At 39.3% G+C, this 19,837-nt stretch carries 17 protein-coding genes; 8 read left to right on the forward strand and 9 right to left on the reverse strand.

Annotated features, from left to right (window positions below; genetic code table 11):
* Positions 1-74 precede the first annotated feature (74 nt).
* From AB3G38_RS19875 to AB3G38_RS19895, 5 genes are all read left to right on the forward strand, one after another.
* Complete coding sequence (locus tag AB3G38_RS19875; protein ID WP_183865890.1) at positions 75-950, forward strand: carbon-nitrogen hydrolase; 876 nt, start codon at positions 75-77, stop codon at positions 948-950.
* On the forward strand, positions 934-1,989 hold the full coding sequence (locus AB3G38_RS19880) for an agmatine/peptidylarginine deiminase (RefSeq protein ID WP_367865494.1): 1,056 nt from the start codon (positions 934-936) through the stop codon (positions 1,987-1,989). The genes AB3G38_RS19875 and AB3G38_RS19880 overlap by 17 nt, the downstream gene beginning before the upstream one ends.
* Positions 1,990-2,159: 170 nt before the next feature.
* Complete coding sequence (gene fabG, locus AB3G38_RS19885) at positions 2,160-2,903, forward strand: 3-oxoacyl-[acyl-carrier-protein] reductase (RefSeq protein ID WP_183865888.1); 744 nt, start codon at positions 2,160-2,162, stop codon at positions 2,901-2,903.
* A gap of 172 nt (positions 2,904-3,075) precedes the next feature.
* Entirely contained in the window at positions 3,076-5,157 is a 2,082-nt protein-coding gene (locus tag AB3G38_RS19890) for a hypothetical protein (RefSeq protein WP_367865495.1), read from the forward strand.
* A 13-nt stretch (positions 5,158-5,170) separates the two neighbouring features.
* Entirely contained in the window at positions 5,171-5,782 is a 612-nt protein-coding gene (locus AB3G38_RS19895; RefSeq protein WP_367865496.1) for a trimeric intracellular cation channel family protein, read from the forward strand.
* Here the strand turns inward: AB3G38_RS19895 and AB3G38_RS19900 are convergent.
* The 5 genes from AB3G38_RS19900 to carA all read right to left on the reverse strand — a co-directional run bounded on the left by AB3G38_RS19900 (position 5,779) and on the right by carA (position 10,647).
* Positions 5,779-6,078 (reverse strand): septum formation initiator family protein, encoded by a 300-nt coding sequence (locus tag AB3G38_RS19900; protein ID WP_183865886.1) that lies wholly within the window; start codon positions 6,076-6,078, stop codon positions 5,779-5,781. The two genes, AB3G38_RS19895 and AB3G38_RS19900, sit on opposite strands and share 4 nt — an antisense overlap.
* 82 nt (positions 6,079-6,160) lie before the next feature.
* Positions 6,161-7,453, reverse strand: coding sequence for a phosphopyruvate hydratase (gene eno, locus AB3G38_RS19905; protein ID WP_183865884.1), 1,293 nt, complete (start codon positions 7,451-7,453; stop codon positions 6,161-6,163).
* Between the two features lie 110 nt (positions 7,454-7,563).
* On the reverse strand, positions 7,564-8,655 hold the full coding sequence (locus AB3G38_RS19910) for an ABC transporter permease (protein ID WP_367865497.1): 1,092 nt from the start codon (positions 8,653-8,655) through the stop codon (positions 7,564-7,566).
* A 12-nt stretch (positions 8,656-8,667) separates the two neighbouring features.
* Positions 8,668-9,435, reverse strand: a complete 768-nt coding sequence (locus tag AB3G38_RS19915) for an ABC transporter ATP-binding protein (protein WP_367865498.1) — start codon at positions 9,433-9,435, stop codon at positions 8,668-8,670.
* Positions 9,436-9,534: 99 nt separating this feature from the next.
* A complete protein-coding gene (carA, locus tag AB3G38_RS19920) occupies positions 9,535-10,647 on the reverse strand; it encodes a glutamine-hydrolyzing carbamoyl-phosphate synthase small subunit (RefSeq protein WP_183865881.1) in 1,113 nt (370 codons plus the stop codon).
* Positions 10,648-10,906: 259 nt separating this feature from the next.
* On the opposite strand from carA, the gene panB reads away from it, so the two are divergent.
* Together panB and AB3G38_RS19930 are read left to right on the forward strand one after the other, a co-directional pair.
* Entirely contained in the window at positions 10,907-11,722 is an 816-nt protein-coding gene (panB, locus tag AB3G38_RS19925; RefSeq protein ID WP_183865880.1) for a 3-methyl-2-oxobutanoate hydroxymethyltransferase, read from the forward strand.
* Positions 11,723-11,724: 2 nt separating this feature from the next.
* Positions 11,725-12,411 (forward strand): RluA family pseudouridine synthase, encoded by a 687-nt coding sequence (locus AB3G38_RS19930; RefSeq protein ID WP_068403383.1) that lies wholly within the window; start codon positions 11,725-11,727, stop codon positions 12,409-12,411.
* Positions 12,412-12,426: 15 nt separating this feature from the next.
* Here AB3G38_RS19930 and AB3G38_RS19935 read toward each other — a convergent pair whose 3' ends face one another.
* The gene (locus AB3G38_RS19935; RefSeq protein WP_367865499.1) at positions 12,427-12,891 is read right to left on the reverse strand and encodes a hypothetical protein; all 465 of its coding nucleotides are present in this window, start codon (positions 12,889-12,891) and stop codon (positions 12,427-12,429) included.
* A 280-nt stretch (positions 12,892-13,171) separates the two neighbouring features.
* Between AB3G38_RS19935 and AB3G38_RS19940 the strand changes: the two genes are divergently transcribed.
* Positions 13,172-14,575, forward strand: a complete 1,404-nt coding sequence (locus AB3G38_RS19940; protein ID WP_367865500.1) for an MAC/perforin domain-containing protein — start codon at positions 13,172-13,174, stop codon at positions 14,573-14,575.
* Positions 14,576-14,632: 57 nt separating this feature from the next.
* Here the strand turns inward: AB3G38_RS19940 and AB3G38_RS19945 are convergent, their stop codons facing one another.
* From AB3G38_RS19945 to AB3G38_RS19955, 3 genes are all read right to left on the reverse strand, one after another.
* Positions 14,633-16,048: a glycoside hydrolase family 30 beta sandwich domain-containing protein gene (locus tag AB3G38_RS19945; protein WP_367865501.1), complete on the reverse strand. Its 1,416-nt coding sequence runs from the start codon at positions 16,046-16,048 to the stop codon at positions 14,633-14,635.
* Positions 16,049-16,050: 2 nt separating this feature from the next.
* The gene (locus tag AB3G38_RS19950; protein ID WP_367865502.1) at positions 16,051-18,351 is read right to left on the reverse strand and encodes a glycoside hydrolase family 3 N-terminal domain-containing protein; all 2,301 of its coding nucleotides are present in this window, start codon (positions 18,349-18,351) and stop codon (positions 16,051-16,053) included.
* A 62-nt stretch (positions 18,352-18,413) separates the two neighbouring features.
* Positions 18,414-19,832, reverse strand: coding sequence for a RagB/SusD family nutrient uptake outer membrane protein (locus tag AB3G38_RS19955; RefSeq protein ID WP_367865503.1), 1,419 nt, complete (start codon positions 19,830-19,832; stop codon positions 18,414-18,416).
* Between the last annotated feature and the right edge of the window lie 5 nt (positions 19,833-19,837).

The raw sequence follows: 19,837 nt of genomic DNA on the forward strand, positions 1-19,837 counted from the left end.
TGAGATACGCTTTTCAGAATAATGAAGTACAGAATTTTTTTTCTGCTAACTTTGTAGTCACAAAAATTCAAAGAATGGCTAAAGTACAAGTTGGATTGGTGCAGATGACCTGCACCAGTAGCAAACAAGAAAATTTAGATAAAGCAATTGCAAAGATCCGTGAAGTAGCGGCTCAGGGCGCCCAGGTGGTTTGCTTGCAGGAGCTTTTTACCTCACTATATTTCTGTGATGTTGAAGAGTATGAGAACTTCAAATTAGCAGAAACTATCCCTGGCCCGTCTACCGATGTTTTATCGGCCGTTGCCAAAGAATTAAATGTAGTCATTGTTGCTTCTCTGTTTGAAAAAAGAGCAGAAGGTTTATATCATAATACTACTGCTGTTCTGGATGCAGATGGTTCCTATTTAGGTAAATATCGTAAAATGCATATCCCGGATGATCCTGGATTTTATGAGAAATTCTATTTCACCCCTGGTGATTTAGGTTATAAAGTATTCAAAACCAAATATGCGAAAATTGGGGTCCTGATCTGCTGGGATCAGTGGTATCCTGAAGCTGCAAGAATCACTGCTTTAATGGGTGCTGATTTCTTAGTTTACCCCACTGCAATAGGGTGGGCAACTACACAGGATGAGGAAACGAATAAAGAACAATACAATGCATGGCAGACCATTCAGCGTTCACACGCTATTGCAAATGGTGTACCTGTAGTCAGTATCAACCGTGTTGGTGAAGAAGCTGGTGTTTCTTTCTGGGGAGGGTCATTTGTGTCCAATCCTTTCGGTTCTCTTTTATATCAGGCTACACACGATCAGGAAGAACTGAAAGTGGTAGAACTTGACTTGTCCAAATCTGACCGTTACAGAACGCACTGGCCATTTTTACGTGACAGAAGAATTGATACTTATTCACCAATTACCAAAAGATATATAGATGACGAGTCTATTTGATAACTCTCCGAAGAAAGCCGGGTATAGCTTTCCTGCTGAATGGGCTAAACATGAAGCTACCTGGTTAACGTGGCCGCATAAAGAAGCTTCATGGCCGGGTAAAATTGATATGATTTACGCACCGTACTGTGAGTTTATCAAAATCGTAGCTCAGGGAGAAAAAGTAAGAATCAATGTAAACGATGAAGCAACTAAAGCTTTCGCAATTTCAAAATTGCAGGAAGCGGGTGCTGATTTGACGCAGATAGAATTTTATTTTAATCCGAGCAATGATGCCTGGTGCCGTGATCATGGCCCTGCTTTCTTATTGAATCCAAAAGCAGCGCAGCAAAAAGTAGTAATTGACTGGGGTTATAATGCATGGGGTGGAAAGTATCCTCCGTATGAGTTAGATGACGTTATACCTACCCGTATTGCAGATCATTTCAGTTTGCCGGTATTTAATCCGGGTATTGTAATGGAAGGCGGATCTGTAGAGTTTAACGGTGCAGGAACAATTTTAACTTCCAGAGCTTGTTTGTTAAATCCAAACAGAAATCCGCATTTGAATCAACAGCAGATTGAAGAGTATCTGAAAGAATGTTATGGTGCAGAACAGATTTTATGGGTTGGAGATGGTATTGTAGGCGATGATACAGATGGCCACATTGATGATATTACCCGTTTTGTGAATGCGAATACGGTATTAACTGTCGTGGAATCAAATCCATTAGATGAGAATTATATCCTTTTAAAGGAAAATCTGGAAGAGCTGAAGACGATGCGTTTATTGAATGGTGAGCCTTTAAATATCATCCAGCTGCCCATGCCATCACCAGTTATCCATGAGGATACGCGTTTACCTGCTTCCTATGCTAATTTTTACATTGCAAATGCTGCGGTAATCGTACCTACTTTCAGGGATGTGAATGATGAGATTGCACTGGGTATTATCAGAGGCGCTTTTCCTGACCGCAAAGTAGTTGGAATTGATTCTACAGATATTATCTGGGGACTGGGTAGTTTCCATTGCTTAAGTCAGCAGGAACCGGCAGTTTAAAAAGCTTAAATTCAAATAAGCTTTGCAGATTTGAACTAGAAATAACCATTATAAAAAACATACAACCACTAAATGAACCCGACATGATTAAAATAATTATTAAACCCGCAGGGAAATAATTATTTTGATCATCAAAGGCTCCATCTCACAAAAAAACAATATACAACAAGATGAAACTATTAGAAGGAAAAACAGCATTAATTACTGGTGCTTCAAAAGGAATAGGCCGCAAAATAGCGGAGAAATTTGCTGAACAGGGTGCGAATGTTGCTTTCACTTATCTGTCTTCAGTAGAAAAAGGAGAAGCATTAGAGCAGGAACTCCAATCTTTCGGTACTAAAATTAAAGGATACCGTTCTGATGCGTCTAAATTTGATGAAGCGGAAAAACTAATTAGTGATATCGTTGCTGAATTTGGTACCATTGACATCGTTGTTAACAATGCAGGGATTACTAAAGATGGTTTGTTAATGCGCATGAGCGAAGAGAACTGGGATGACGTAATTAATGTAAACCTGAAATCTGTGTTCAACGTAACTAAAGCAGCATCAAAAGTGATGATGAAGGCCCGTAAAGGATCTTTTATTAACCTGAGCTCAGTAGTAGGTGTTCAGGGAAATGCTGGTCAGGCTAATTATGCAGCTTCTAAAGCTGGTATTATTGGTTTCTCTAAATCAGTGGCTAAAGAATTAGGCTCCAGAAATATCCGTACCAATGTAGTTGCTCCAGGATTTATCCGTACAGAGATGACCGATGTATTAGATCCTAAAGTTGTTAAAGGCTGGGAAGAAGGTATTCCGCTGAAGCGTGCAGGTGAACCTGAGGATGTAGCGAATGTATGCGTATTTCTTGCTTCTGATATGAGTGCTTATGTAACCGGACAGGTATTGTCTGTTTGCGGTGGTATGTTATAAGCGTCAGCTAATCCATTAAATTTTATTTAGAGGGGGTAAAAATGTTTCTGTTAAAAGAAGGGTTTTTGCCCTTTTTTTATGGGTAAAAACATCATAAAACAAGTAGTTAAATCTGATTTTTCTAAGAATTATGCAGTCAGTTTTTAAAAAATCAGCATCTTTAGGCTGATCTATGAGCGACACTTTCAATTTCTATAGCTTCCTTGCATTTACTGGCTGTCTGGCAGCTGGTCTGTTTTTCGCATGGCTGCTTTATGGGAAGAATTCGAATTTAACCCGTCCGGTCAACACTGGTTTAGCAGTCATCAGGACGGTAACGCTTACTTTGATCTTATGGCTGGTGTTTTCCCCATTGCTTAAACAGACGAGTTATACACTGGAGAAACCTATTGTAGTCATTGCACAGGATAACTCAGCATCTATTGCTGCTTTTAAACCGGCAGGATTTGATAGTATCAAATATCGAAAGTCGCTTCAGCAGCTTCAGGCTGAACTTTCAGAGAAATATGAGGTAAGAACCTATAGTTTTAATGATCGTGTGGTTAGCGGGCTTGATTTTAGCTATAAAGGTAAACTTACTAACGTTGCACAGTTGATTAGTAAACTCAATGATGAACTGCTCAATAAAAACGTTGGAGCGGTGATTATAGCTACTGATGGGATTTTTAATCGCGGGGGTAACCCGGCACAGGAACTGGCTTTGCTGAAAGCTCCGGTTTATACCATCGCTTTGGGAGATACTATTCCTAAAAAAGATATATTGATCAGTGCTGTTAATGTCAATGACCTGGTTTACCTGGATAATAATTTCAGGATGGAAATACAGGTACAGGCATTTCAATGTGATGAGGTTCCAATTCAGCTAACGGTGCTGGAAGACGGGAAAAAAGTATACGAGAAAGCTGTTCAGGTGACCTCAGCTCAATTTTTGAAAAACATTCCGGTTAATTTAAAGGCTTCAAAAATTGGCCAGCATAAATATACCATTTCATTAGCCCCTGTCGATAAGGAGATTTCCACGAAAAATAATGTTTATCAAACTTTAGTAGATGTAATTGATGAGCGTCAAAAGATATTGATTGCTGCGGCAGGCCCGCATCCGGATCTGGCAGCTTTAAAGCAGGCGATCGGCTTAAATAAGCATCATGAGGTTTCGGTGGTCCTGAATGATGCGCTGCTGAAAATTGATCCGAAAGTCTATGGATTGATCATTCTTTATCAATTGCCGGATAATCAATTTGATGCTGGCAGCTTTCTGGCGAAAATAAAGACGGAGAAAGTTCCGCTATGGTATATAGTGGGGATGCAAAGTAATCCGGGCAGGTTTAATCAGGTACAGCAGCAGGTGAGTTTTGCTGGAAATTCCATCCCTCAATATCAATATAGTGCTATCGATCAAAACCTTTCTGTTTTTGATTTAGATCCTGTTTCGCGTAAAGTCATTGAAAATTTTGATCCTTTACAGTCACCGTCTGGTGTGTTTAAGATTTTAGGAACGCAGCAGGTTGTGCTGGATCAGCGGAATGGAAAAGCGAAAACTGATCGTCCGCAATTATTTTTCATGAATGATAACGGTCGTAAAGTGGGTTATCTGATTGGAGAAGGGTTATGGAAGTGGAAGCTGTCAGAAGCCCGTGAAAACCCGCAGACCCCGGTATTCAATGACCTGATGGGTAAGGTCGTGCAATATCTTTCTGTGAAGGATGATAAAAGAAAATTCAAAGTCAGGCCGGTTAAAAATACTTTTGAAGAGAATGATCAGGTATTGCTGAATGCGTTGTTATATAATGATAGTTATCAGCCAGTGAATACACCTGATGTCAATTTGTTATTAAAGGATGAAAAAGGCAAGACTTATAATTTTACTTTTTCCAGATATGAATCCTCTTATCAGCTGGATGCCGGTGTATTGCCTCCGGGTAATTACAGTTATACCGCCAGTACAAAATTGGGTAATCAGCATTACCAGGATAAAGGTTCCTTTTTCGTGAACACTTTAACTGCCGAATTTCAGCAGACTCTTGCAAATCATCAATTATTGTATCAGTTAGCTGCCCAGACCAATGGAAAATTGTATCTTCCAGACCAGCTTTTAAAAATTAAGGATGACCTGATTCAAAGTAACCAGTTGAAAACGCTGAGTTATGAAGACCGTAAGTATGAGGAACTGATTAATTTAAAAAGCTTATTTGTGCTGATTATGGTCATGCTCAGCATAGAATGGTTTATACGGAAAAGAAATTCGGCGCTGTAATAAAGGTTAATTTATGGAATTCACTACCTCTCAGGTTATAGAAATTTTAGGAACCATCGCTTTTGCGATCTCTGGTTCGTTTGCTGCTATACAGCGGCGCCTTGATCCTTTTGGGGTATTGATTATTGCTTTTGTAACTTCTATTGGTGGTGGTACGGTCAGGGATTTACTTTTGGGCGATACCCCGGTTAAATGGATGAGAGATGTAAATTACTGTTTGCTGATCCTGGTCACGTCACTACTAACCATAGTTTTGAAAAGACATCGAAAACGGTTTACTGTGACGCTGTTTCTATTTGACTCGATGGGGCTGGGGTTATTTACTATTCTTGGAATTCAAAAGGGGATAGCCTTTGGTTTGAGCCCGGGGATTTGTATTGCCCTGGGTACAATTACGGGTTGTTTTGGCGGAGTAATCAGGGATACTTTACTCAATACTATTCCTTTAATCTTTAAAAAAGAGATTTATGCTACGGCCTGTATTCTGGGTGGGATCTTATATTTTACTTTATTGTTTTTTAACCTGAAAGCTGATGTGGCAAAAGTACTGGTCATCGGATTTATCTTTGCACTCAGGATAGTGGTAGTCCGATATAAGCTTTCACTGCCAAGATTTGGCTATTAGTCTTTAGGGGTTGCTTTAATGATCACAAAAACATCTTCATTGTCTTTTTTCATGAAGTATTTCTCTCTCGCAAATTTTTCGGCAGTGTTCAGGTTGGTGTTTAGTTCGTTCAGATCTTTTTTCACCTGGGCAGTTTGCTTTTCATAGAAATCTTTTTCTTCCTGTAACTTGTGTACTTCTGTGCGGTACTCGTATTGAGAGAGCATATCATTCTTATCAAAGAATAACATCCACACTGCGAATGCTGCGGTAGAGAGAAAGTACTTGTTGCGAAAGATTTCCAGTAATCTGTTCATATAAACAAAGATATAAATTATAAAATGAAAAAGCATAGCCGTTTCCGACTATGCTTTTTATACTGAAAACCGGAAACCCAGTTTATTTTTTCAAGAATTTGAAATCTTTACCAATAAAACGTGCAGCAGAACCTAATTCTTCTTCAATACGTAATAATTGGTTGTATTTAGCTATCCTGTCAGAACGTGAAGCTGAACCAGTTTTGATCTGACCACAGTTTAAAGCAACTGCTAAGTCAGCGATAGTTGTATCTTCAGTTTCTCCTGAACGGTGACTCATTACCGACGTGTAACCACTGTTTTGTGCCAATGATACTGCGTTGATAGTTTCAGTTAAGGTACCAATCTGGTTTACTTTAACCAGGATAGAGTTTGCGATGCTTTTATCGATTCCTTGTTGTAAACGTTTAACGTTAGTTACAAACAAATCATCACCTACTAACTGTACTTTGTTACCGATAGCTAAAGTTAAAGCTTCCCATGCATTCCAGTCATCTTCATCTAAACCATCTTCAATAGAGATAATTGGGTATTTGTTAGCCCAATCTACCCAATACTTAACCATTTCGTCAGAAGTTAATTTCTCACCAGATGATTTATGGAAGTTGTAAGTTTTAGTTTTTGAATCGTACATTTCAGATGCAGCTGCATCCATAGCAATCCAGATATCTTTACCAGGAGTGAAACCAGCAGTTTCAATCGCTGTTAAAACAGTTTCAATTGCCTCAACGTTTGAACCGATGTTTGGTGCAAAACCACCTTCATCACCAACATTTGTTGAATAACCTTTTTTCTTTAATACGTCTTTCAGGTGGTGAAATACCTGCGTTCCCATTTGTAATGCTTCAGAGAAACTGCGGGCTCCCAATGGCATAATCATGAACTCCTGGAAGTCGATTTTGTTATCCGCATGTGCACCACCGTTTAAGATGTTCATCATTGGAATAGGTAATGTATTTGCATTTACACCACCGATATAACGGTATAATGGCTGTCTGCTTTCTGCCGCTGCTGCTTTAGCTACTGCTAAAGAAACACCTAAGATTGCATTAGCTCCTAAATTTCCTTTGTTTTCTGAACCATCAAGGTCGATCATCGCCTTGTCAATCAGATTTTGCTCAAAAACATCGATACCCTGAAGTTCTTTAGCTATTTTCTTGTTCACATTCTCAACGGCTTTTAATACACCTTTGCCCATGTAAACTTTCTTATCTCCGTCTCTTAGCTCAACAGCCTCGTGTTTACCAGTACTTGCACCAGATGGTACAGCAGCACGGCCCATTTGGCCATTTTCAGTGATTACTTCTACTTCAACAGTAGGGTTACCTCTAGAATCGAGGATTTGCCTTGCATGAACATCAATAATTAAACTCATTTTAGTTGTTTTAAGTGTTTTTATCTCCTTAGTGTAAATAATACAATTACCAGGTGATGATCAAAGTTAAAATAAAATTATAAATTATCAGGATTGATTTTCCTATAATTTTATTCCCACTTGAATACTTTCACCGCTACCGCGTATATTCCTATTCCCCAGATCACCATGATTAAAATCTGTTGTTTCACATCCCATAGTCCGGCACCTTCAAAAGCAACCTGTCTCATTGCATCGTTTAAATAGGTGAGCGGTAAGGCCCTGCTAATTGGTTGCAGCCAGTTTGGGAAATTCTCTATAGAGAAGAACGTACCAGATAATAAAAATTGTGGTAAGGTAATAATATTTGAGATAGGAGGGATCGTACTTTCACTTTTTGCGATACCAGAAACGACAAAACCGAAGCCCATAAACACAATGACACCGATAGTGGAAAGGAGCAGCATATTAATCACAGTCGTGACCCCATGGATGAGCGTAAAATGGAAAAAGAAATGGCCGATCAGAATGATAAATAACGCACCAATTAAAGCAAAGCCTATTCTGGCAAGTCCTTCACCCAGGATAATGCTCGATCTTTTTACCGGAGTGGCAAAAAAACGTTTAATCACCAGGGTTTGTCTCAGGCTGAAGAAAACGAAAGCTGTTCCGAAAACGCCTGTGCTCAATAAAGAGAAGCCAAGCTGCCCTGGCAGAATAAAGTCTATGGTGCGGTAAGTTCTGCCGTGAACAGTACTTTCTTTCAGCTCTGCGACCGATGGCTTCAAATCTTTCGTATTTAAAGTATACATCAGGTTATTCAATATCGACTTCAGTATATTTCCTTTATCCATCGATGCAGAAGTATATTTTACGTTTGCTAAATAAGCAGGTTGCTCCACAACGTTTTTATGGACATCAATTACACCGGCAATCGTCCCTTTTTCTAACCGCTGCTGAAGCTCCACTTCGCTTTTGTCAGTAATCAGATGGATTACAGAAGTATGCTGCAGGGCGATAATCACCGGATTTTGCATATCCGACCCTGGCGCTATGGCAAGGTCTAATTTAACCCCTCCGCCACCAAGAAATCCAAATACCAGGATAAAAATCAGTGGGAAGGCCAGAGTGAAAACTACAGCCGAAGGGCTGCGGGTAATCGATCTGAAACTTGCTTTGGCAAGGGCCAGCGTCGCTTTAGTATTGTTGTATGGTTTGTTCATTTTTGAGCTCATTTAGCCTTCACGCCATTCCTGGCCTGTAAGATTGATAAATACATCTTCGAGGTTAGCTTTTTTAACTTCTTTTTTTCTTTCGAATCCGCTGCTGATTAACTGATCAATCAGGTTATCCGGAGTATCAAGCGCAATGATTTCTCCATGCTCTACAAAAGCTACACGGTCACAAAGTTGTTCTGCTTCGTCCATATAGTGGGTGGTGAGCACTACGGTAGTTCCATTGTTCCTGATATCAATAATCAGATCCCATAAATTACGGCGTGCCTGAGGATCCAGTCCGGTTGTCGGCTCATCCAGGAAAATAATCTTTGGAGAATTCAGTAAAGTAGTAGCGATAGAAAAGCGTTGTTTCTGTCCACCGGAAAGCGCTTTGAATTTTGCTTTCGCTTTATCCTGAAGATTTACTTTCTCCAGCATCTCCATGGGTTTGATGTTTACGCCATACAGACCAGCAAAAAGTTCCATAAGTTCCACCAGATTCAGGTTAGGATAATAACCCGCAGCCTGTAATTGTACACCAATGATTCTTTTGATCTCATTGGCATCCTTATCCACAGAAAATCCATCTACTGTGATTTCTCCGGAAGTTTTTTCCCGAAGCGTTTCGATAATTTCTAATGTAGTCGTTTTTCCTGCACCGTTAGGGCCAAGCAGTCCGAAAATCTCATTTTCATAGACGTCGAAACTAATCCCTTTGACTGCTGTGAAGTCAGCATATTTTTTTACCAGATTACGGACACTGATAATGGTATTCGTTTTATCCATGAGATAAATGTAATAAGGTTTAATGTAAAAAGGATTGATGTGACTCAATCCTTTCTTAAAATGTCGGTAAAATGATAGTTAGAACCGGTGATTACCAGTCTACCAGCTTAATTCGCCTTTGATTAGCTTCACAAAGTCATCAAACAGATAACGTGAATCATGCGGGCCAGGTGAAGATTCGGGGTGGTACTGTACCGAGAATGCTTTTTTGCCTTTCACACGAATTCCTTCGATCGACTGGTCATTTAAGTTGATATGTGTAATTTCCACTTTGTCAGAACTTCTCACTTCTTCCGGGATTACACCGAAACCATGATTTTGAGAGGTTACTTCGCAGTGGTTTTTAATAATATTTTTTACCGGGTGATTTAATCCCCTGTGACCGTTAAACATTTTCATGGTACCAATTCCGTTAGCTTGTGCTAATAACTGGTGCCCTAAACAGATACCGAAAAGTGGTTTGTCTGAAGCCAGGATTTGTTTCACAGTTTCAATAGCGTAAGGCATTGCCGATGGATCGCCAGGGCCGTTAGACACAAAGTAAGCATCAGCTCCCCATTTGTCCATTTCTTCAAAAGTAGTTTTTGCAGGGAAAACCTGAACATATAAATCTCTTTCGTCAAAGTTACGTAAAGTGTTTTTCTTGATTCCAAAATCCAGTGTAGCTACTTTATAAGTCGCATCTGGTGAACCGTAGAAATAGGGTTCTTTGGTAGAAACCTGTGAAGACAGTTCTAATCCGTCCATGGAAGGTACTTGTGCTAATTTAGCTTTCAGTTCTTCGATGTCAGTGATTTCAGAAGAGATAATCGCATTCATTGCTCCCTGATCTCTGATTTTCCTTACTAAAGCACGGGTATCGATATCAGAGATTCCAACGATGTTTTCATCCTGGAAATAGTCCTGTATAGATTCATTTGCTTCTTTACGGCTATAGCCGATGTTGTAATTCTTGCAAACCAGACCTGCAATCTTAATCGAATCAGATTCGATTTCTTCTTTATGAATTCCATAATTACCAATATGGGCATTCGTAGTGACCATGATTTGTCCAAAATAAGATGGGTCAGTGAAAATTTCCTGATAACCCGTCATTCCTGTGTTGAAACAAATCTCTCCTGTTGTTGTACCAATCTTTCCGGCAGCTTTACCGTGGTAAACAGTACCGTCAGCCAATAACAGGATAGCAGGTAACTTGGTGTAGTTAGTCATCGTAATTAAAATGAAAAATAAAGTTTAAAAAAGGGATTAATGAATGAAGATTTGCGGTTTTGATGTCGCTATATTGATTAACAAATGTGCTGTTGTTTAACCCGTTCATTTCGGGATACAAAGATAGCTTTTTCATCTTTAAATCCATATTTTTTTTATCAGGATTGAATTGTTACGTTAGATATCCCTTATATAATTGGTTTTAGAGTAATTTTCTCAATTGAATACCCTAATTTTGCTCCCCTAAAAGCATAAATTTATGTCTATACACAAAGAAGTAAAGCGTATTACGACCCACATTCTGCAAGAGATGAAACAGAGTGGTGAGAAAATATCGATGTTAACTGCATATGATTATTCCATGGCTACGGTTCTGGATGATGCAGGACTTGATGTTTTATTGGTTGGTGATTCAGCTTCAAACGTAATGGCGGGCCATGAAACTACTTTGCCGATTACACTGGATCAGATGATTTATCATGCTCAGGGTGTCGTAAGAGGTGCAACACGCGCTTTTGTCGTAGTGGATCTTCCTTTCGGTTCTTACCAGGGTAATTCTAAAGAGGCTTTAAGCTCTGCCATCAGGATCATGAAAGAATCAGGTGCCCACGGGGTAAAACTGGAAGGCGGTACTGAAGTGGTAGACTCTATTTCCAGAATTATTACTGCGGGTATTCCTGTAATGGGCCATTTAGGTTTAACTCCTCAGTCGATCTATAAATTCGGAACTTATACGGTAAGAGCTAAAGGTGAGGAAGAAGCTGAAAAGCTGAAACTTGATGCAAAGGCTTTACAGGATGCAGGTTGTTTTGCAATTGTACTGGAAAAGATCCCTGCTGCGCTAGCTAAAGAAGTGTCTGAAAGTCTTCATATCCCGGTTATCGGAATAGGAGCAGGACCGCATTGTGATGGACAGGTTTTAGTGGTAAACGATATGATCGGTTTAACCAAAGGCTTTAAACCACGCTTTTTACGTCAGTATATTAATTTATATGACGGAATTTTAGGTGCTGCAAAAGCATATATTAAGGATGTGAAAGCGAATGACTTTCCAAATGAAAAAGAGCAATACTAAAAATGTCGGTAACTGATAAAGATGTACTTTTCGAAGATAACCACCTGATAGCAATTTGTAAACGTGCAGGTGATATTGTTCAGGTGGATGAAACTCGTGATGAGCCATTGGAAGATATGGTAAAAAGGTACATCGCCAAAAAATATAATAAGCCAAACAGTGCATTTTTAGGGGTGGTACATCGTTTAGACCGCCCGGTAAGCGGGGTAATCTTATTTGCAAAGACAAGTAAGGCACTGGAAAGAATGAATGCCATTTTTAAAAACAGGGAGGTCAAGAAAACTTACTGGGCGGTTGTACGCAATCGTCCGGCCAATATTTCCGGAACTCTGGTACACTGGCTGGTTAAAAATCCAAAAACAAATGTAGTTACGCCGCACAATACAGAAGTTCCGGGAAGTCAGCGTGCTGAATTAAGCTACAGGCTGCTTGGTGAACTGGGCGGATATTATCTGATTGAGGTTGATCCTTTAACAGGGCGCTCTCATCAAATCAGGGTACAGCTTTCTACTTTAGGCTGTCCGATTGTTGGGGACAATAAATACGGCTACCCTCGTGGCAGCCGTAAAGGAAGTATTTGTTTGCATGCCAGAAGATTGCAATTCCTTCACCCGGTTAAAAAAGAACCGGTAAATATCTTTGCCAAACTTCCTGTAGACGGATTTTGGGAGCGTTTTGAGTCCTTTTAAGGATTCAAAACGATCTTATTTACAGTTTACTGGTGAAAGGGTAATATCCCCGTATTTTAAGCCTGCTAAGTTGGTGAATACTGTTCTGCCATCCGCTTCCTGCGTTGGGCCGTAACCTTCCAGCAACTGATCTCCTTTTTTAACAAATGCAACTTGTCTGTAAGAGGTTGATCCTTCAGATTGAAAAGTATAATCTGCAATAATCGTATCTCCTTTGATTATTCCTGCAATTGTGCCGGCATTTTTATCTTTCTCATAAAAATTATAGTTTAAACTACCTGCTACTGCATTTCCTGCAGTAATCAGTGATAGAGAAACGGTGTCTTTATCTTTAATATAGACGTAGCAGGCTTTCGCTTTAGAAGTATTCGTGTCTGGTGTTGTAGCCAGGCTATCTATTTTTTGCGCTGGAGTTTTATTTTGCTGACAGGCGGCAAAAAGTCCCGCAAGGATGGTTAGTGATAAGATTGTTTTTTTCATGCTGGTGTTTTTGTGCAGATTTCTCTGCTAAAAATAAGTATATGGATTATTTGGTACAAGAGTCCGGCCAGAAAACAATAGGGAAATTTAATGGAGTATGGAGACCAGGGTAAAGCTGTATGAGCTTTTTGGTGCTTTTTGTCAGGCTATTTAATTGTATGGTTGTATTTTAAATATTTTTATTTTCTATTTAAATTACTTTTGTGTTTTTTATTTATAATTAATTTATAATTTAGATCGATATGAATTATATGAATTAATATTTAAACCTAAGAAAAACATGAAAAAAAATTACGCTCTATTCATTCTCCTATTATTGGGTACAATAGCCGGATGTAAAAAAGATCAGCTAAAAAGTGTATCCGAAAATCCTGAAGATATTCATAAGGTAAACTCTGGTGGAGACGGCCTTTATGATTTATTGGGCTACGGATATGATGCAACAGGTGAATATGGCAATGCAAGTGCCGCAAGATTTAAAGTTATTGATATTACAAAATTAAAACTTGAACAGCCTGACAGGGTTGAAAATAGTCTAGCCCCGGATCAGTATACTACCATAGAATCCGGTGCAAATTCAGAAGATTACTCGCGTGACTTATCCGGCAAATTTAGTGCTTCAACTGACTTTAAGCTTTTTGGTGGAACTGTATACGGATCTTATAAAGATTCTATGAAAGCATCCAGTAAATATTCTTATGCTCACCTCTCACAGATTAATAAACAAAGATCGGTTAAGGTCAATGCATCTAAAGAACTGATTATAGCTAACTATTTATCAGATGCTTTTAAATCCGATATCAATACAATGACTCCACAGCAATTAGTGGTGGCTTATGGAACTCATGTATTGAGTAATATCGTTCTGGGTGCAAAGCTTGAGATCAATTATCGCTCTACAACCAATAGCTCGGACAAAAAGAAAGCGGCAACAGCTGGAGCTGCTGCGCATGGACTGATCAAGTTTTTTTCATTAAGTGCTGATTTTACTTATGATGAAAGTCTGGCTAAAACTAATACTAACCAAACTTTAAGTTACCGTACTGTAGGCGGGGATGGTACTAAAGGGGTAATAGGAGAAGTTGAGCTGGATAAGCCTATTACGAAAGTGAATATTAGCAATTGGCAAAGCACCTGTACTGCAGCAAACGCGACATTAATTGAGATTGTAAGAGACGGAGCTATTCCACTTTCTGATCTGATTGGTGACCCTGCAAAAAAAGAGGCTGTAAGATTATACATTGATCAATATCTTAGAGATAAAGGAGTAAAAGCATTAGGGGATGTTCCGGTTTATGTATATTATGATTCAAGAAATAGTGATCATTACTTTACACCAAATAATCAGCCTACTATAGGTAATGGTGGTTTTAGAAATGAAGGAATAGCTTTTTATGCTTTTTCAGCACCAGCCACGGGAACGGTTCCTATCTATGTATATTATAATTCGAGATCCAGCGATCATTATTTTACACCTGATAATAAGCCAACTATTGGAGATGGTAACTTCAGAAATGAAGGTATAGCTTTTCATGCTTATCCATCTTCAGGTTCTGAAAGGACTCCTGTTTATGTATATTATGATTCAAGAAGTAGTGATCATTATTTTACGCCTGATAATCAACCTACCATAGGGAATGGCAGTTTTAGAAATGAAGGAATTGCTTTTTATGTTCCTAATTAGCTAGAAAAAGAATGGGGCTTTGAAATTAATCAAAGCCCCATTTGTATAAGATTTATACTACCACACATAAGTCGCCACAGCACCTGCCGGCAATGAAGTTTCTACTGTTTTTCCTTTATACTGAATGTTAAAGATTTTTTCAGCAGTATTACCATTGACAACGATCAATACCGTTTTTCCATCAGGAGTCCTGAAAGCTACATTCTGTAAACTATCAGTAAGGTTAGAGCCGATTCTGTAAGATCCTGGTCTTACAAATTTAGACGCATGGCCAATAATGTAATAAGCTACGTTTCTGGTTATCTCAGGAGCCACTGTAATCGCTCCTAAGCAAGTTTTACATCCGCCAACAGTATGTGGGCCATATAAAGGGTCAGCAGCTAAATTCCATTCTAAAACGTTCCTGCTCCAGTTACGGGTCGCGCCGATCACTAAAGTAGAAACATGCCATTTTAAGTCCTCATCGAACTTACCTGGCCCGCCAACCCATTGTTCCGTGAAATAAAGATTTTTGTCCGGATGTGCTTCATGCACTTTAGACAACGCCGTGATCTGGCCTCCGTATAAATGGAAAGCAGATCCATCAACATATTGTTTTGCTTGCGGATCATCCAGAATAGTGATTGGATAATCCGGGCGATCTGCATTATGATCGTAAATAATAATCTTTGTTTTAACACCAGCTGCTTTAAATACCGGGCCTAAAGCAGATTTTATGAAGATAGCCTGGTCTTTTGCTTCCATGTACATACTTGGAACATTCCCAGGATGTAAAGGTTCATTTTGAATCGTAATCGCATCAATCGTAATTCCCTGAGCTTTCATCGCATGAATATACTTTACCAGGTATTTGGCATAAGATTCATAATATTCTGGTTTCAGACTTCCACCTTTAAAACTATTATTCGTTTTCATCCAGGTAGGAGCAGTCCATGGAGAACCTAAGATTTTGAGGTCAGGATTAATCGCCAGGATTCTTTTCAGAATAGGCACTAAAGCTGTCATTTCTTTAGCTATGGAGAACTTATCCTGATTCATATCAGTCTGTCCGGATGGCAATTCATTGTAAGTGAAGTTGTCAGCACTCAGGTCGGAGGCCCCGATACTGATTCTCAGGTAACTGACGCCAATACTGTTTTTCTTTGTAGAGAACAACTCCTGCAATAAGGCGTCTTTTGCTTTTTCATCCAATGCATTGATTAAGCCGGCACTGCCACCAGTTAAGGTGTAGCCAAAGCCATCAATAGTTTGAAATTTCTGTGTTTCATCAACATTAATTACAGGATTAGCAGATTGAGCTGTACTAAATTTTAAAGTCGTTTGCTGTTCTGCTAATAAGGCTGATTGATCACCTGTTGTCAACCAGTATTTAACTTCACTAGGTGCAGCAGACTGATTAGGATCTGTTGCTGCTTTTTTTGCTGAACACGCCGCCAGCGCCAGCGCAAAAGCAAATAAAATATTCTTCTTCATAATTACTGGTTGTAAGTGAAATTGATTTTCTGATCGCCAATTTGTACAGTAAAATCTCCGTCTTCAGTTATTTTCTGACCTTCTGGATTAATGAAACCTAAATCATCAGCAGTAATCGTAAAAGTTACTGTTTTAGTTTCACCAGCTTTTAAATCTATTTTATCAAAACCTCTTAAACGTTTCACATCCGGACTAACTAAAGTAGCAACCAGGTCTGATGTGAATAACAATACACTTTCTTTGCCTGCAACTTTACCGGTATTGGTAATATCCACGGAGATTGTTAAAGTTTCTCCTTTTTTCAAAGCAGCAGTACTTAATTTGATCGGGCTGTATTTAAAAGTGGTATAGCTTAAACCAAATCCAAAAACGTACTGTGGGTTGTAATCTGCATCGTAGTTGTAAACACCTTCTGTAGTTGAGCGTGATTCAGATGGTTTATGGTAATAAGTAAACAAAGCATTCGGATATTGTGGGTAAGTATAAGGCAATTTACCTGATGGGTTTACTGTACCTAAAAGGATGTCAGCAATAGCATCACCCCCAAAATTACCTGGTAAATAACTTTGTACCACAGCACTCATTTTTTTCTCGAACTTGGAAATTACTCTTGGGCGCCCTTCATTCAAAACTAAAATGATCTTTTTGCCGGTTGCTGCAAGTTTCTGCGCAAGCTCAGTCTGAAGATCTGAAAGATAAAGATCGCTTAGGTTACCTGGTGTTTCTGTGTAAGAGTTTTCTCCTAAACATAATACAACTACATCCACATCTTTAGCTGCGGCAATAGCTGCGTCTAACTGGTCTGCATATTCTTCAAAGTATTTGCCATCCATTTTATAGCTTACACCTGGTACATAAGTCACATTTTGCTTGCCAGCTTTATTTTCTAAAGCTTTTAGTATCGTATGGTATTTAGCAGCGAATTCTTCTACTTTTTCTCCCTGCCATGAATAAGTCCATGCGCCATTCAAAGTTCTCATCGAATTTGCATTGGGGCCAGTAACCAGAATCTTTACTCCTTTTTTCAATGGTAAAGCCTGATCTGCATTTTTTAACAACGTAATAGATTCTGATGCGGCCTGGTAAGAAGCCAGTTCAAATTCTTTACTGCCAAATTCAGGATAGTCTTTAGGATTGGTTGTTGGCTTATTGAAAAGATCTAAATCAAATTTTACCTGTAAGATTCTTCTTACTGCATCATCGATACGGCTTTCTTTAACTTTACCTTCTTTAACTAAAGCAATCAGGTCGTCACAGAATGGCTCATAGTTATAAGCAACCATCGACATATCAATACCTGCATTAATCGCAATTCTCACCGCATCTTTATTGTCTTTAGCCACATGATCTCTTTGGTAAAGATTCTCAATATCGCCCCAGTCTGTTACTGCTAAGCCTTTGAAGCCTAATTCCTCTTTTAATAATTTAGTAATCAGGTTATAGTTCGCGTGAACAGGAACACCATTGATAATTCCGGAGTTAATCATGATAGTTTTAGCACCTGCCTGAATAGCTGCCCGGAAAGAAGGTAAGTGATATTCTCTTAAAGCCTGATCAGAAATATAGGCAGGAGTCCTGTCTTTACCTGAAATTGGTACCTGGTACCCTAAAAAGTGTTTAATCGAAGAAGCTACACGGTATGGGTTAGCCACATCATTGTGGTCTCCTTCCAGACCTTTTACAGCCTGAACACCCATTTCACTTACTAAATAAGGATCTTCTCCGAAACTTTCCCATTGACGGGGGAAGCGCGGATCTGCACCTAAATCCAGTAAAGGAGAGAATGCCCATGGAATAGAGCTTGCACGGGTTTCATAAGCTGTGATTTCTGCACCTCTGCGAACCAGGCTTCTGTTGAAAGTTGCTGCCTGTCCGATTTGCTGGGGAAACATCGTTGCGCCTGCGGTATAAGTTTCACCGTGAATTGCATCGATACCATAGATAACAGGAATACCATTTCTGGTTCCTTTCATCGCAGTTTGCTGGATTTTGCTGATAATTTCATACCAGACCTGAGGTGTTCTTGCCCTGTTGTTTGATGTATTTAGAACTGACCCCAGTTTATACTGGATCAGTGCTTTTTCCATTGCCTTTTGATCCAGAGAGAAGGGCTCATTACTAGTATAACGATCTTTACCAGTTCCGATAACGTCTAATGTGATCTGTGCCATCTGACCTACTTTTTCTTCCAGGGTCATTTTCTGAAGCAGGCTTTCTACTTTCGCATTATTCTTTGTTTGTGCACCGGCTATTCCGTAAGAGAGCATTAGCAAAAGAACGGAGAGGGGTTTTCTTAAATACATCTTAATTGTTTATTTGGGCTTAAAAAATTGAAGGCAGCCTGAACTGCCTTCGGGGATTCGTCTTATTTAATATTGGGATTTCTGTCTATTTCTTTTTGAGGAATAGGAAAAAGTAGTTTTGCAGGGGTTACATTGTAATTTAATGAAGCTCCTTTGCCATCCAGCTGTGCATTCATAACTGCAATAGCTCTGTTTGTTCTTAAAAGGTCAAACCAGCGGTGTCCTTCAAATGCAAGCTCCAGTCTGCGTTCTTTTTCCAGGGCAAGACGCATAGCAGCCTGATCGGCAGCAGGTGTACCTTTCAAATTTACCCTGGCCCTGATCTGGTCAACAATAACTTTTGATTGTGACCATCCTGATGCACTCAATTCATTTAAAGCTTCTGCTTTAAGCAGAAGGATATCTGCAAGACGCAGGATATAGCTATCACTTTTATCATCTGCTCTGTATTTATTGATAAACGGATAATTGCTTTTTGACCAGTAACTGTCTGACCATCCATCAGCGCTTACATTTTTAAACAGGATACTTGAGTTTTTACGGATCAGATCTCCTTCGTCATCATATGCTTTTACTAAATCATTTGATGGTGTGTTAAATCTTTTCCAGCCTGTTCCGGTAATGATACCTGGCATCCAGTTACCGTGCTCTCCGCCATTTCCCTGAAATTGCATTTCCCAGATGGACTCTGAGTTGTTTTTATTCGCAATATCAAATAGTCCATTAAAATTTGGGAATAAAGAATATCCGCCAGCCTGAGTTGCATCACAGTATTGGTTTACTTTTGTCCAGTCTGGATTTGGCATAGTTGCATAAACTTTCGCCAATAATGCATTGGCTGCACCTTTGGTGAAGATCCCCTTGTGAGGAGCGGTAGCGCCAGCATTTACTGCTGCAAATTCAAGATCTTTGATGATTTGTGCATAGATCTGCGCTATAGTAGCTTTAGGCTGCTGTGTCTCGGTAAGATTTGAAGGTGTTTTTAAGATCAGCGGTACAGCTCCGTATAAACGAACCAGGTTGAAATACATATAAGCACGTATCCCGCTTGCTTCTCCCAGAATCTGATTTCTTCTGCCGCTGGCATCTAAGGATGGATCAGGTACCTTAGGGATGTTTTCTAAAACTTCATTTGCATTTTTAATGTCTGAGTAAAGTGCCCCCCAGTCGCGGTCAACGTTTCCATTTGTTGAGTTTGTTGTGAATAAGTCTATCTGGATATTAGCCGGGTTATCACCACCTGCATAAGCATTATCAGACGTTACATCCCCATTGGTCATAAAATCCCAGATATTATAGTCATTATACATCCCATCGTAAACACCCTTCATTAATTTATTGGCGCCTGCAGCATCTGATAATGCCACTTCTCCGGTAATTTTATCAATCGGATCTTTTGACAGAAAGTCTTTTTTACAGCCAGATTGAATTGACAGGACTAAAGCCCCGGCTGCGATCAGTGAATATATTTTTAAGTTCATTTTTT

Source organism: Pedobacter sp. WC2423 (genome assembly GCF_040822065.1).
Classification (GTDB): Bacteria; Bacteroidota; Bacteroidia; order Sphingobacteriales; family Sphingobacteriaceae; genus Pedobacter.